Origin of the sequence: Actinosynnema mirum DSM 43827, assembly GCF_000023245.1 — a bacterium.
In the GTDB taxonomy this organism is placed as follows: domain Bacteria; phylum Actinomycetota; class Actinomycetes; order Mycobacteriales; family Pseudonocardiaceae; genus Actinosynnema; species Actinosynnema mirum.
On record NC_013093.1, the window covers coordinates 2,780,086 to 2,794,710 of the forward strand.

Consider the following 14,625-nt stretch of genomic DNA (forward strand, 5'->3'; position numbering starts at 1 on the left):
CGGCGTGCACGGAGGGTGGCGGTGGGAGTGGGGCCACTCGCCCTCGGGTGAACTCGTCGTGGTCGCGCGCGGCTGAACGGGCGCGGGTTTTTCCTCTGGTGGGCGGGGTGTTGACCGGGGGTGTCGTGCGGGCGGAATCGGGGTTGCGCAATACGGCGATCGGGGACTTTCGTCAACGCTGAATTGAGTGTTTATCGGTTGTTGTCGCGCTATTCAGCGGCACGCCCGTGGTCGGTGACGGGGGTGTACCCGGTTCCCCTAAGGGGTAAGGATCGTCGGACGAATCCGGTGGGGCTGCTGGTGTATCCACCACTACACCGAATGGTTGTGATCTTGCTCACAAATTTTGCGTGAGCCGTAATGCTTTGGTGTCGGATGCATGACGAGGTCGTGACCTGGGCGGGCGGAAATTTTCGATCTGCCAGGTTACTGCCCAGTTCAGCCACCGTGCGGTTGCGAACAATTTGTCCCCGATCCTTTTTCGAAAGCGTTTCCTGCCGGCCGAACGGGGGGTGTTGACCCCGTCGTGCCTCCTTCTCTTGACTACGGCTGATCGATCATCGGGTCGCCTACTCGCCGTGCCGGGAGACGTTCATGCGAGTGGTTCGTTCGGAACTGGTCATCGCGCTCAACCCGGTCCACCGGTCCGCGCCGCGACTCACCGCCGCCGCCGCGCGCGCCGGTGCGCTCGCGGTCCTGGAGCTGCCCGCCGACGTGGACGGGGCCGTCCGCGCGCTCGCGGACACCGCCCGCTGGACACCGGGCCGCTTCGGCGTGCGCGTGCGGCCGGACTCGGTCGTGCCCGCGCTGCCCGAGGCCGCCGAGGTCGTGCTGCTGGCCGACCCCGCGCGCTCGCCGGCCGAGTTCGCCGACCGCGAGGTGCTCGTCGAGGTCACCGACCTGGCCGAAGCCCGCGCCGCGCTCGCGGCGGGCGCGGTCGGGCTCGTCGCCAGGGGGCGCGAGTCCGGCGGGCGGGTCGGCGAGCTGAGCACGTTCGTGCTGCTCCAGCAGCTGCTCGCCGAGGTCCGCGACGTCCCGGTGTGGGCCGCGGGCGGCATCGGGCCGCACACCGCCGCCGCCGCCGTCGCGGGCGGCGCGGCGGGCGTGCTGCTGGACACCCAGCTCGCGCTGTACGACGACGCGGGCCTGCCCGTCGCGACCACCGAGGCGCTGCGCGGGCTCGACGGGTCGGAAACCGCTGTGCACCAAGGCGTCCACTTCCTGCACCGGCGCGGGCCGGGCGCCACCGCGCTGCCCGAGGACCCCGCCGCGCTGCTGCACCACGACCCGGCGCGCGGGCTGCTGCCGGTCGGGCAGGACGTCGCGCTGGCCACCGCGTTCCCCCGCCGCTGGCCCACCGTCGCCGCCGCCGTGCGCGGGGTGCGCGACGCGATCACCGGCGCGTTCGCCGACGACGCCGCCCGCACCGCGCTGCTCGGCGACCAGAGCGCGTTGCGGACGGCGGGGGAGGCGCGGGCGGAAAACCCGCAGGGGGCCGGAACAGCGTCGACCGCCACCACCCCGCCCGGCGACCGGCCGGACGCGCGCTCGTCCGCGGAACCCCCGGCCCTGCAACGTGAGAGCGCTCTCGGCACCGCCCTCCCCGTCGTCCAGGGCCCCATGACGCGGGTCAGCGACAGCCCCGCCTTCGCCGCCGCCGTCGCCGACGCCGGTGGGCTGCCGTTCGTCGCCCTCGCGCTCTCCGGAGCCGACCAGACCCGCGCCCTGCTCGAACGCACCCGCGCTCAGCTCGGCGGGAAGCCCTGGGGCGTCGGCATCCTCGGGTTCGCCGCCGAGGACGTGCGGGCCGCGCAGCTCGCCGTCGTGGAGGAGGTCCGGCCCAGCCACGCCATCATCGCGGGCGGCCGTCCCGCGCAGGCCGCCGCGCTGGAGGCCAAGGGCGTCTCCACCTTCCTGCACGTCCCCTCACCCGGTCTGCTGCGCCAGTTCCTCGCGGCGGGCGCCCGCAAGTTCGTGTTCGAGGGCGCCGAGTGCGGTGGGCACGTGGGGCCCCGCAACAGCTTCCCGCTCTGGGAGTCCCAAGTGGACGTCCTCCTGGAGCACGGGGCGGGCGCGGGAACGGCCGTGCTCTTCGCGGGCGGCGTCCACGACGCGCGCTCGGCCGCCATGGTCGCCGCGCTCGCCGCACCGCTGGTCCGGGCGGGCGTGGAGGTCGGCGTCCTCATGGGCACCGCCTACCTGTTCACCGCCGAGGCCGTCGACGCGGGGGCGATCGGCGAGGTCTTCCAGCGGCACGTGGTCACCGCCACCCGCACCGACCTGCTCCAGACCGCCCCCGGCCACGCCACCCGCTGCGTCGCCAGCGGCTTCACCGGCGACTTCGCCGCCCTGCGCGCCGACCTCGCCCGCGACGGCGTCCCCGACCGGGAGGCGTGGGAGCGCCTGGAGCGGTTCAACGTCGGCCGCCTGCGCGTGGCCAGCAAGGGCGTCGAGCGCGTCGGCGACGAGCTGCGCGACGTCGACCACGACCGGCAGGCCGCCGAGGGCATGTTCATGGCGGGCGAGGTCAGCGTGCTGCGCTCGGCCACCACCACGATCGCCGCCCTGCACGCCGACGTCACCGCCGGTTCCGCCGCGCACCTGGCCGAGCGCGGGGAGAGCGTCCGCGCCGCCACCGCGCGCCGCACCGCCCCCGAGCCGAAGCCGCTGCGCGTCGCCGTCGTCGGCATGGCCTGCATGTTCCCCGGCGCACCCGACCTGCCGTCCTTCTGGGCCAACGTCCTCGCCGGTCGCGACAGCGTCACCGAGGTCCCGCCGGAGCGCTGGGACCCCGAGCTGTACTACGACCCGGACGGCGACGGCGAGCGCACCCCGTCCAAGTGGGGCGGTTTCCTGCCGCCCATCGGGTTCGACCCGCTCGCCTACGGCATCCCGCCCGCCTCCCTCGGCGCCGTCGAACCCGTGCAGCTCCTCGCGCTCGAAGCCTCCCGCAGGGCGCTGGTCGACGCGGGCTACCCGCACGCGAGCACCGACCACTCCCGCACCTCCGTGGTGTTCGGCGCGGAGTCCGGCAGCGACCTGTCCGGCGCCACCACCCTGCGCACCACCCTGCCCGCCTACCTCGGCTCCGTCCCGCCCGCGCTCGACGCCCAGCTGCCCAAGCTCACCGAGGACTCGTTCCCCGGCGTGCTCGCCAACGTCATCGCGGGCCGCGTCGCCAACCGGCTCGACCTCGGCGGCGCCAACTACACCGTCGACGCCGCCTGCGCCTCCTCGCTCACCGCCGTCGACGTGGCCTGCAAGGAGCTCGTCACCGGCAGCAGCGACCTGGTGCTGTGCGGCGGCGCGGACCTGCACAACGGCATCAACGACTTCCTCATGTTCGCCTCCGTGCACGCCCTGTCGCCCAGCGGTCGCTCCGCCACGTTCGACCACGCCGCCGACGGCATCGCGCTCGGCGAGGGCGTCGCCTGCGTCGTGCTCAAGCGCCTGGAGGACGCCGAGCGCGACGGCGACCGGGTCTACGCGGTCGTCGACGGCGTCGGCAGCGCCAGCGACGGCCGCGCCCTCGGCCTCACCGCCCCGCGCCCCGAGGGCCAGCGCGCCGCCCTCACCCGCGCCTACCGCGCCGCCGGGATCTCCCCGGCGCAGGTCGGCCTCGTGGAGGCGCACGGCACCGGCACCGTCGTCGGCGACCGCACCGAGCTGCGCACTCTCACCGAGGTGTTCACCGAGGCGGGCGCACGGCCCGGCTCGTGCGCCGTCGGCTCGGTCAAGTCCCAGATCGGCCACACCAAGTGCGCGGCGGGCCTGGCCGGGCTGATCAAGACCGCGCTCGCGCTGCACCACGGCGTCACCCCGCCGACCCTGCACCTGACCAGGCCGAACCCGGCGTGGGACCGCGACACCAGCCCGTTCGCCTTCCACTCCGCCGCCCGCCCGTGGGCAGCCGACCCCGCCGACCGCGTCGCGGGCGTCAGCGCGTTCGGCTTCGGCGGCACCAACTTCCACGTGGTCCTGCGCGCCCACGACCAGCCGCCCGCCCGGCACGCGCTCCAGGAGTGGCCGGTCGAGCTGTTCCTGCTGCGCGGCAACGACTCCGGGGCTGCGATCGTCGAGCGCGCCGACCGCCACCCCGGCGCGCGGCTGCGCGACCTGGCCCGGTTCGCCGCGGCGCGGGCCGACGTCGCCGCCGGGCGCGGGGAACCGGTGCGCACCGCGATCCTCGCGGGCAGCGTGGCCGAGCTGCGCGCGAAGATCGCCGGGACCGACGCCGAGGGCGTGTTCACCGCCGACGCCGCCGAACCGGGCAAGCTCGCGTTCCTGTTCCCCGGCCAGGGGAGCCAGAAGCCGGGGATGCTCGCCGAGCTGCTCGTCGCGTTCCCCGAGCTGCACGACCACCTTCGCCTGGGCGCCCGCTGGGCGGACGCGATGTACCCGCCCACCGCGTTCGACGAGGAAACCGCCGCACTGCAACGGGAGCGCGTCACCGACACGGCCACCGCGCAGCCCGCGCTCGGCGTCGTGGAGCTGGCCGCCACCGAGCTGCTCGCGACGTTCGGCGTCCGCCCCGACCTGGTCGCGGGCCACAGCTACGGCGAACTGGCCGCGCTCGCCGCGGCGGGCGTGTTCACCCCGGCCGACCTGCTCACCGCCAGCGCAGCCCGCGCCGAGGCCATCCTGGACCAGGTGCGCTCCGGCGACCCCGGCACGATGGTCGCGGTCACCGCGCCCGCCGACGTGGTCGAGCGGCTGGTCGACGGGCTGCCCGTGGTGGCCGCGAACCGCAACTCCCCCAAGCAGACCGTGCTCTCCGGGCCCACCGCCGCCATCCGCGAGGCCGAGGAGCGGTTGCGGGCGGCCAAGCTCGGCACCAAGGCCATCCCGGTCGCCTGCGCCTTCCACAGCCCGCTCGTCGCGGGCGCGGGGGAGGGGTTCAGGCGGGTGCTGGACACGATGCCGCTGCGCGCGCCCGAGATCCCGGTGTGGGCCAACCGCACCGCCGCGCCCTACCCGGCCGACGCGGACGCCGTGCGCGCCGAGCTGGCCGCCCAGATCGGCGCGCCCGTGCGGTTCGCCGAGCAGCTGGAGGCCATGCACGACGCGGGGGCCCGCGTGTTCGTGGAGGTCGGGCCCGGCCGGGTGCTGCGCGGGCTGGTCCGCGCCGTGCTCGGCGACCGGCCGCACCGCGTCGTCACCCTCGACGGCGGGCTCACCGGGTTCCTCACCGCGCTCGCCGTGCTCGCGGTGTCCGGCGCGGACGTGCTCGCCGGACCGCTCGTGCGCGGTCGCGACGCCGTCGACCCGGCCGACGCGCCACCCGTCCCCGGCTGGACCGTGGACGGCCACCTCGTGCGGCGCGCCGACGGGAGCATCCAGCCCGGCGCGCTGCGCCCCGCCCACCGAGTCACCGCGGAGCTGATCGTGCCCGAGCAGCAGGCCCAGCAGCAGACCGGAACGCCCGACGCGCTGGTGGCGGAGTTCCTGCGCACCAGCCGCGAGATGATCTCCGCGCAGCGGGACGTGCTGCTGACCTACCTCGGCGCGGCCGGAGTGCCCGCACCCGTCGTGCTGCACCAGGTCGCGCAACCGGTGACCGCCGCCGCCGTGGCGCGACCCGTTGTGGAACAAGCAGTTGTGGCGCAAGCGGCCGTGGCGGTGGTCCGGTCCGCGCCGGTGGTGGACGTGCTGCGCGCGGTCGTGGAGGTCGTGGCGGAGCGCACCGGGTACCCGGTGGAGATGGTCGAGCCGGACCTGGACCTGGAGGCCGACCTGAGCGTGGACTCCATCAAGCGGGTGGAGATCGCGGGCGAGCTGGCCCAGAAGCTCGGGCTCGCGCTCGACGCGGACAGCGGACTGGACGACCTCGCCGCCGCCCGCACCGCGGGCGCGCTCGCCGACGCCCTGCGCACCCGGCTCCCGGACGCGGCTCCCGTCGCGCCCGTCGCGGTCGCGGCGGTGGTGGCGAGCGGGCCGGACGTGCTGCGCACCATCGTGGAGGTGGTCGCGGAGCGCACCGGCTACCCGGTGGAGATGGTCGAGCCCGAGCTGGACCTGGAGGCCGACCTGAGCGTGGACTCGATCAAGCGCGCCGAGATCGCGGGCGAGGTCGCGACGAGGCTCGGCCTGGACGTCGGCGACGGCTCGCGGGTGGAGGAGCTGAGCGCGGCCCGCACCGCCGCCGCGATCGCCGCGCTGATCACCGGCGCCGCGTCCGCCGCGATCCCCGGCGCGGCAACGACTTCCGCAACCCCGGCTGCCGCGCTGACCGCCGTCACGGCCGCCGGCGCGCCCGCCCCGTCGACCGGCGCGCCTGCCGCCGCATCGACCGGCGTGCTGTCCGCCGCGCGGGGCGGCGCCCCGGCCGCCGCCCCAACCCCCGCCGAGGCCACCGTCATCGCCCCCAAGCGCCTGGTGTTCCGGGAGGTCCCCCTGCCCCTCCCGGCCACCACGGACCTGACCGGCGCGCGCGTGCACCTCGTCGGCGTCGAGCAGCTCACCGGCGCGGACCGCGAGATCCCCGCCCGCCTCGCCGCCCTCGGCGCGACGTTGACCAGCACCCCCGCGGGCGCGGTCGTCGTCCACCTCGGCGCGCTCGACCCGGCGGAACCGCCGCTGCCCGAGGAGTTCCCGCGCTTCCAGGCCATCCTGACCGCGGGCCCCACCGCCCTGCTCGCCGTGGACCGGCGCGGCGAGGGCTCGGTCACCGGGCTGCGCGGCTTCTTCCGCACCCTCGCCCGCGAGTACCCCGACCTGCCCTGCGCGCTCCTGGAGTCCGCCGACCCGGTCGCCGCGATCGCCGCCGAGATCACCACCCCGTCCGGCCACCCCGTGGTCCTGCACGGCGGGAACTCCCGCCACGCGCTGGAACTCGCCTTCGAGGACCTCGGTCCCGTCGCCTCCTCCGGCGCCGGACCGGCCGGTGACGGCACGGCCGAGGCGCTCGCCGCCGGGCTGGACCGGGACGCCGTGGTGCTGCTGGTCGGCGGCGCGCGCGGCATCACCGCCCGGTTCGCCAAGACCCTCGCCGCCGCCTCCCGCTGCCGCCTCGAACTCGTCGGCCGCACCCCGCTGCCCTCGGGCCCCGAGGACCCGGACCTGGCCGCCGCCACCGACCGCACCGCCCTGCGCGGCGCGTTCCTGAGCCGGGGCATGACCTCGCCCGCCGAGGTCGAGCGCGCCGTCAGCGCCGCGCTGGCCGCCCGCGAGGTCCGCGCCACCCTCGCCGAGCTGACCGGCCTGGGCAGCGAGGCCCGCTACCACGCCGTGGACGTCCTGGACGCGGAAGCCCTGCGCACCACGGTGAAGCGCGTCCACGACGAGCACGGCCGCCTCGACGCCGTCGTGCACGCGGCGGGCGTCATCGAGGACAAGCTGGTGGCGGACAAGAGCGTCGAGTCGTTCCGCCGCGTCTTCGGCACCAAGGTCGACGGCGCCCGCACCCTCCTGGACGCCGTCGACACCCTGCCCGAACCGCCCCGCCACGCCGTCCTGTTCGGCAGCATCGCCGCAGCCCTGGGCAACCGGGGCCAGTGCGACTACGCCGCCGCCAACGACGCGCTGGAGGAGCTGGCCCGCCGCTGGAGCAAGCCGGGCAGGCGCGGCCTGACCGTCCACTGGGGACCGTGGGCGGCGGCCGGTGGCGGCATGGTCACGCCGGAGCTGATGCGCTCCTACGCGGCGCGCGGCATCGCGCTCATCGACCCCGACGAGGGCCCGCTGAGCCTGCTGCGCGAGCTGGCCTACGGCGCCGACGACCGGCACGCCGTCGTCTACACCGCCTCGGGCTGGTGACCGGCGTGACCGAGGTGGCCATCACCGGCATGGCCGTGCTGCTGCCCGGCGCGCCGGACCTGGACTCCTACTGGCGCAACATCGTCGGCGGCGTGGACGCCATCACCGAGGTGCCGCCGGACCGCTGGGACCCCGGCTTCTACGACCCGGCCGCGCACGGCACCCGCCGCGCCGACCGCGTCTACTGCCGCAGGGGCGGGTTCGTGGACGCCGCCGTGGACGCGGCCGGGTTCGGCGTCATGCCGCGCTCGGTGCCCGGCACCGAACCCGACCAGCTGATCGCGCTCCAGGTCGCCGCCGACGCCATCGCCGACGCGGGCGGCGAGTCCGCGCTGCCCGCCGACCGGCGGCGCGTCGGCGTGGTGCTGGGCAGGGGCGGCTACCTCACGCCCGGCCTGGTGCGGCTGGACCAGCGGGTGCGCACCGCCACCCAGCTCGTCACCACGCTGCGCGAGCTGGTGCCGGAGCTGGACGAGGCCCGCCTGGAGCGGGTGCGGGCGTCGTTCACCGAGCAGCTCGGCCCCGAGGCCCCCGAGGCCGCGATCGGGCTCGTGCCGAACCTGGCCGCGTCCCGCGTGGCCAACCGGCTCGACCTGCGCGGCCCCGCCTACACCGTCGACGCCGCCTGCGCCTCGTCGCTGGTGGCCGTGGACCACGCGGTGCGCGAGCTGGCCACCGGCCGCTGCGACGTGGTCCTGGCGGGCGGGGTGCACCACTGCCACGACATCACGCTGTGGAGCGTGTTCAGCCAGCTCGGCGCGCTCTCGCCCAGCCAGCGGGTGCGGCCGTTCCACCGCGACGCGGACGGCGTGCTGATCGGCGAGGGCACCGGCGTGGTCGTGCTCAAGCGCCTCGCGGACGCCGAGCGCGACGGCGACCGGGTGTACGCGGTCATCTCCGGGACGGGCGTGGCCAGCGACGGCCGCTCCGCGAGCCTGCTCAACCCCGCGCAGGAGGGCCAGGCGCGGGCCGTGCGGCAGGCCTGGGACGCCGCGGGGCTCGACCCGCGCGCGCCCGGCGCCATCGGGCTCCTCGAAGCGCACGGCACCGGCACGCCCGCCGGTGACGGCGCGGAGCTGGCGACCCTGGCCGAGGTGTTCGGCCCGGCGGACGGGCCGCGCGCGGTGCTCGGCTCGGTCAAGTCCATGATCGGCCACACCATGCCCGCGGCGGGCGTCGCCGGGCTGGTCAAGGCCGCGCTCGCCCTGCACCACAAGGTGCTGCCGCCCACCCTGCACTGCGACGACCCGCACCCGGCGCTGGAGGCCACCAGGTTCGCGCCGATCGGCCGGGCCAGGGCGTGGGAGGGCGACGGGGTGCGGCGGGCCGGGGTCAACGCCTTCGGGTTCGGCGGCATCAACGCGCACGTCGTGCTCCAGGAACCCCTGCGCGCCAACGGGAGGACCGGCCCGGTGGAGGTCGTGGAACCGACCCGCGTGCTGCGGCTGGCCGCCCGCACCCCGGCGGAACTCCTGGCACTGCTGGACAACCCGGTTTCGCTGGCCGAGACCGAGCGCACCCACCTGCCCTGCCGCGTCGGCATCGTCGACCCCACCGACCGCAAGCTCGCGCTCGCCCGCCGCGCCGTCGCCAAGGGCGCGCCGTGGCGCGGGCGCAGCGACATCTGGTTCACCCCGACCCCGCTCGGCGGGCGCACCGCGTTCCTGTTCCCCGGACTGGAGGCCGAGTTCACCCCCGAGGTGGCCGACGTCGCCGCCCGCTTCGGCCTGCCCTGGCGCGACACCGGGGCCCGCGTCGGCGACGTCGGCGGCCACGGGGCCGCCGTGTTCCAGGTCGGCAGGCTGCTCGACGCGGCCCTGCGCCGGGTGGGCGTGCGACCGGACGCCGTCGCCGGGCACAGCGTGGGGGAGTGGACCGCCATGGCGGTCGGCGGCATCCACTCCGCCGAGGAGGTCGACGCGTTCCTCGACGGCTTCGACCCCGCCTCGCTCCAGGTGCCCGGCGTGGTGTTCGCGGTGCTCGGCGCCTCGGCCGACGAGGTCGTGCCGCTGCTGGCCGGGCACCCGGACGTCGTGCTGTCCCACGACAACGCGCCCAGCCAGTCCATGGTGTGCGGACCGGAGGCCGAGGTGGAGGCCGTGGTCGCGGTGATGCGCGGCCGTGGCGTGATCAGCCGGGTGCTGCCGTTCCGCTCCGGCTTCCACACGCCCATGCTGGAGCCCTACCTCGGCCCGATCCGGGACGGCGCGGCGCGGTTCACCCTGCACCCGCCGCGCGTGCCGGTCTGGTCCGCCACGACCGCGTCCCCGTTCCCCGCCGAACCGGACGAGGTGCGCGCGCTGTTCGTGCGGCACCTGCTGGAGCCCGTGCGGTTCCGGCCGCTGGTGCGGGCCATGCACGACGCGGGGTTCCGCGCGTTCGTGCAGCTCGGCGCGGGGCAGTTGGGGTCGCTGGTCGCGGACGGGCTCTCCGCCGACGAGCACCTCGTGGTGTCCGCGCACGGCGGGCTGGCCCAGCTGCGGCGGGTGGTGACCGCGCTGTGGGCGCACGGCGCGGACCCGGACGTGACGCCGTTGCTGGACGTGAGGCCGCCCGCGAACCCGTCGGCCGCCAGGTCGTTGCCCGCCAGGTCGTTGTCCGCCAACGGGGTTCCGGAGCGGCGGCGGACCCCGGTGAAGCTCGACCTCGGCGGCGCGCTGGTGTCCCTGCCGCTGGAGCAGCGCGCCCCGCTCGTGCCCGCCGCCCCGGCGCGCGGGCTCGACCTCGGCGACGGCCCGCTGGCGGCCGAGCTGACCGCGCTGCTGCGCGAGACCGCCGACGCCGCCGCGCGGATCACCCGCGCGGGCGGAACCGCAGCGCCCCAGCGGTTCCCGGCCGCGCCACCGCAGGTCACGCCACCGCCTGCCGACGTCCCGACCTCGATCAGGTTCGACCTCGCCACCATGCCCCACCTGATCGACCACTGCTTCTTCCGCCAGCGCGAGGGCTGGCCCGACGACGCCGACCGCTGGCCCGTCGTCCCCGCCACCACCGTGATCACCCACCTGATGGAGCTGGCCGAGCGCGCCGCGCCCGGCAAGCGCGCCGTGGCCGTGCACGACGTCCGGCTCCTGCAGTGGATCGTCGCCGAACCGGCCACCGAGGTCGCCGTCCGGGTGGAACCGTTGTCCCCCAACCGGATCAGGGTCGTCCTCGAAGGCTGCTCGCAGGCCGAGGTCGAGCTGGCCGACCAGCACCCCGCCGCGCCCGAGCCGTGGCCGCTGGACCGGCCCGAGCGCGTCCCCGACCTCACCGCCGAGCGCTTCTACGGCGACCGCTGGATGTTCCACGGCCCCCGCTTCCAGGGCGTCACCGACCTGATCGCGGTGGGCGAGCGGCACGTGCGCGGCACGATCGCCCCGCTGACCGCCCCCGGCGCGCTGCTCGACAACGTCGGCCAGGTCTTCGGCTACTGGGTGATGACCGAGCTGCCCGAGCGCACCACCGTGTTCCCGGTGCGGATGCGGCACATCGCCTTCCACGGCCCGCGCCCGGACGGCCCGCTGCACTGCCACGTCCGCATCACCGAGGTCACCCCGACCGGGGTCACCGCCGACGCCGAGCTGTCGGCGGACGGCCGGGTGTGGGCGCGCTTCACCGGCTGGGCCGACCGCCGCTTCGACACCGACCCCGGCATCCGCCTGGTCGACCGCTGGCCCGGCAGGCACACGCTGTCCACGGTGGACGGGAACCTCGCCCTCGTGCACGAGCGCTGGCCCGACCTCGCCACCCGCGAGCTGGTCATGCGCAACGTCCTCGGCGGCGCCGAGCGCGCCGACTACACCGCCCAGCCGCCGCACCGCCGCAGGCACTGGCTCCTCGGCCGCATCGCCGCCAAGGACGCCGCCCGCACCGTGCTCTGGCGCGAGGGCGACGGCGAGGTCTACCCCGCCGAGCTCGCCGTGCGCAACGACGACGCCGGACGCCCGCTGGTGCGCGGCGTCCACGGGTTCGACCCGCGCGGCGTCGCCGTGTCCCTCGCCCACGCGGGCGAGGTCGGCGTGGCGCTGGCCGGGCGCGGCGAGCTGGGCGTGGACGTCGAGGTGGTCGAGGAACGGCCGCGCGGCACCGAGAACGCGGCCTGCGACGAGGCCGAACTCGCGCTGCTCGCCGGGCTCCCCGGCGAGCGCGCGCACTGGTTCACCAGGTTCTGGGCGGCAAAGGAAGCCGTCGGGAAGGCGCTGGGCACCGGGCTGGGCGGGAGGCCGCGCGCCTTCCGGGTGGTCGCCGCGACCGAGGACGCCGCGCGCGTCGAGGTCGACGGCCGCGCGTTCGCCGTGCGGCTGCGCGACACCGCCAACCCGCCGGGACTGCCCGAACGCCGGTACGTGGTCGCATGGACGGGAGACAGGGCATGAGCAGCGGGACGACGACCGGGCGCGCCGCCGACGCGGACACCGTGCTGGCCGACATCAGCGGGATGCTCCGCGTGGTGCTGGGCGACTACGGCCTGGAGGACGCGGAGATCACCCGCGACTCGACCTTCCACGGCGACCTGGAGATGGAGAGCATCGACCTCGTCACGCTGTCCGCCGCGCTGCGCGAGCACTACGGCGACCGGGTCAACTTCGCCGAGTTCGTCGCGGACCTGGAGCTGGACGAGATCATCGCGCTGACCGTGGGCAGGCTGGTCGACCACGTCGTGGCCGCGCTGCGGGAGGCGCCGTGAGCAGGCTCGCCACCGGGGACGTCACCACGCACGTCCAGCTGCTCCCCGCCGCCGGGGGCGATCCCGGCGCGCCGGTCGTGGTGTTCGTGCACGGGCTGCTCACCGACAGCCTCGCCAGCTACTACTTCACCCTCGGCCCGGCGTTCGCGGCGGCGGGCGTGGACGTGGTGATGTACGACCTGCGCGGGCACGGCCGCAGCGACCGGCCCGCCACCGGCTACCGCCTGGAGGACTTCACCGACGACTTCGTCGGGCTGCTCGACGCGCTCGGCGAGCGCAGGCCCGTGCACGTGGTGGGCAACTCCTTCGGTGGCACCATCGCCTGCGCCCTCGCGGCCTGGCACCCGGAGCTGGTCGCGGGCATCACCATGCTGGAGTCCGAGCCGCCCACCCGCGCCTGGACCGGGCACATCGCCGAGGGCCTCGCCGACGCGCACGACAAGCTGCGCCACCCCGAGGCCATCGCGTGGATCGAGGCCAACCACGGCGGGCACACCGCCCGGTTGTCCAAGGGGGCCAACAAGATCCTGCAGTCCACGACGCTGGCCGCCGACGTGCCGCGCAGCCGGGTCATCGGCGGGCTGGAGGAGATCGGCAGGCCGATGCTCGCGGTGTTCGGCGACGAGTCCGGGCTGGCCGCGCAGGTCCCCGAGCTGCGGGCGCGCGGGTTCCGCACCGAGGTGCTGGCCGAGCAGGGCCACTCGGTGCTGATCGAGCGCCCGCACGAGGTGCGCGAGCTGGTGCTGGACTGGGTGCTGAGCCTGCACGACGCGGGCGGGGAGCTGCCCGTCACGGCCACGGCCCCGGCTGCTTCCGGGATCGCCGGGTGAGCCGGTTCCTGTTCGTCGCGCCACCGCTGGTCGGGCACGTCAACCCGCTCACCGGGGTGGCGCGCGAGCTGGTGGCGCGCGGGCACCGGGTGGCCTGGGCCGGGCACGGCGAGCTGCTCGGCGCGCTCGTGCGGGAACCGGTGTTCCCCTGCGCGGTTCCCGAGGACGCCCCGGTGGAGCGACCGGCCGGGCTGACCGGGCCGTCGGCGTTCCAGTTCCTGTGGCGGGACTTCTTCGTGCCGCTGGCCGACGCGATGGCGCCCGGCGTGGCCGCCGCCGTCGACGCCTTCGAGCCGGACGTGGTGGTGTCCGACCAGCACGCGGTCGCCGGGGCGCTGGTGGCCGAGCGGCGCGGGGTGCCGTGCGTCGGGTCGGCCTCCACGTCGGCGGAGCTGGTGGACCCGCTGGCGTCCATGCCGAAGGTCGCCGCCTGGGTCGACGCGCTGCTCGCCGCGCTGCGCGAGCGGCACGGGAACCCGCTGGCGCGCAACGATCCCCGCTACCCGGAGCACGGCGTGCTGGCGTTCACCACGGCCGCGCTCGCCGGGCCCGTGGACCGGCCGGGGCTGCACCTGGTCGGGCCCGCGCTCGGGGAGCCGAGGCCGGGGGTGGAGTTCCCGTGGGCGGAGCTGGACGGGCGGCCGGTGGTGCTGGTCAGCCTCGGCACCGCCAACACCGGCGTGGGCGGGCGGTTCCTGCGCGCGGCGGCCGAGGCGTTCGCGGACCGACCGGGGGTGCGCGCGGTGGTCGTCGACCCCGGCGGCGAGCTGGGGCCGGTGCCCGACAACGTCCTGGTGCGGCACCGGGTCCCGCAGCTGGAGCTGCTCCCGCGCTGCGCGGCGGTGGTGTGCCACTCGGGGCACAACACGGTGTGCGAGGCGCTGTGGCACGGGGTCCCGCTGGTGCTCGCGCCCATCCGCGACGACCAGCCCCTCGTCGCCGCGCAGGTGGTCGACGCCGGGGCCGGGCTGCGGCTGCGGTTCGCCCGCGCGGGCGCCGAGGCCATCGGCAAGGCCGTCGACGCCGTGCTCGACCCGGCGGGCGGGCACCGGGACGCGGCCCGCGCCATCGGGGACAGCTTCCGCGCGGCCGGTGGCGCGGGCGCCGCCGCCGACCACCTGATCGCGGTCGCCCGCTGACCGCCCGGCGCGCCCGGCGGAACCCCCTGCCCCGCCGGGCGCGCCACCCGTCCCGGCGTCCGACCCCACCAGCCGGTCCGGCCGCCGGAACCCCTCCGCCCCGGCCACCCGCCCACACCGCTCGACCAGGCCGTCCCGCTGTCCGCTCCGGAGGCCGGAGCCCCACATCACCGCGCCCGCGCTCCACGCCCGCCGCCCGACTCGGCCGCCCGAGTCGGCCGCCCTAGTCGCT

At 76.3% G+C, this 14,625-nt stretch carries 5 protein-coding genes; all 5 read left to right on the top strand.

The features are described from left to right. Window positions 1-594: 594 nt before the first annotated feature. Genes AMIR_RS12475 through AMIR_RS12495 form a run of 5 tightly spaced genes read left to right on the top strand, consistent with a single transcriptional unit; the run spans window position 595 to window position 14,393 of the window. Complete coding sequence (locus AMIR_RS12475; protein WP_015801320.1) at window positions 595-7,755, top strand: type I polyketide synthase; 7,161 nt, start codon at window positions 595-597, stop codon at window positions 7,753-7,755. Then, window positions 7,752-12,113, top strand: coding sequence for a type I polyketide synthase (locus AMIR_RS12480; protein ID WP_015801321.1), 4,362 nt, complete (start codon window positions 7,752-7,754; stop codon window positions 12,111-12,113). The genes AMIR_RS12475 and AMIR_RS12480 overlap by 4 nt, the downstream gene beginning before the upstream one ends. Next, window positions 12,110-12,424: an acyl carrier protein gene (locus tag AMIR_RS12485; RefSeq protein WP_015801322.1), complete on the top strand. Its 315-nt coding sequence runs from the start codon at window positions 12,110-12,112 to the stop codon at window positions 12,422-12,424. Before AMIR_RS12480 ends, AMIR_RS12485 begins: the two co-directional genes overlap by 4 nt. Beyond that, window positions 12,421-13,254 carry an alpha/beta fold hydrolase gene (locus AMIR_RS12490; protein WP_015801323.1) on the top strand — a complete coding sequence of 278 codons (834 nt, stop codon included), beginning with the start codon at window positions 12,421-12,423 and terminating at the stop codon, window positions 13,252-13,254. The genes AMIR_RS12485 and AMIR_RS12490 overlap by 4 nt, the downstream gene beginning before the upstream one ends. After that, on the top strand, window positions 13,251-14,393 hold the full coding sequence (locus AMIR_RS12495; protein WP_015801324.1) for a glycosyltransferase: 1,143 nt from the start codon (window positions 13,251-13,253) through the stop codon (window positions 14,391-14,393). Before AMIR_RS12490 ends, AMIR_RS12495 begins: the two co-directional genes overlap by 4 nt. Window positions 14,394-14,625 lie beyond the last annotated feature (232 nt).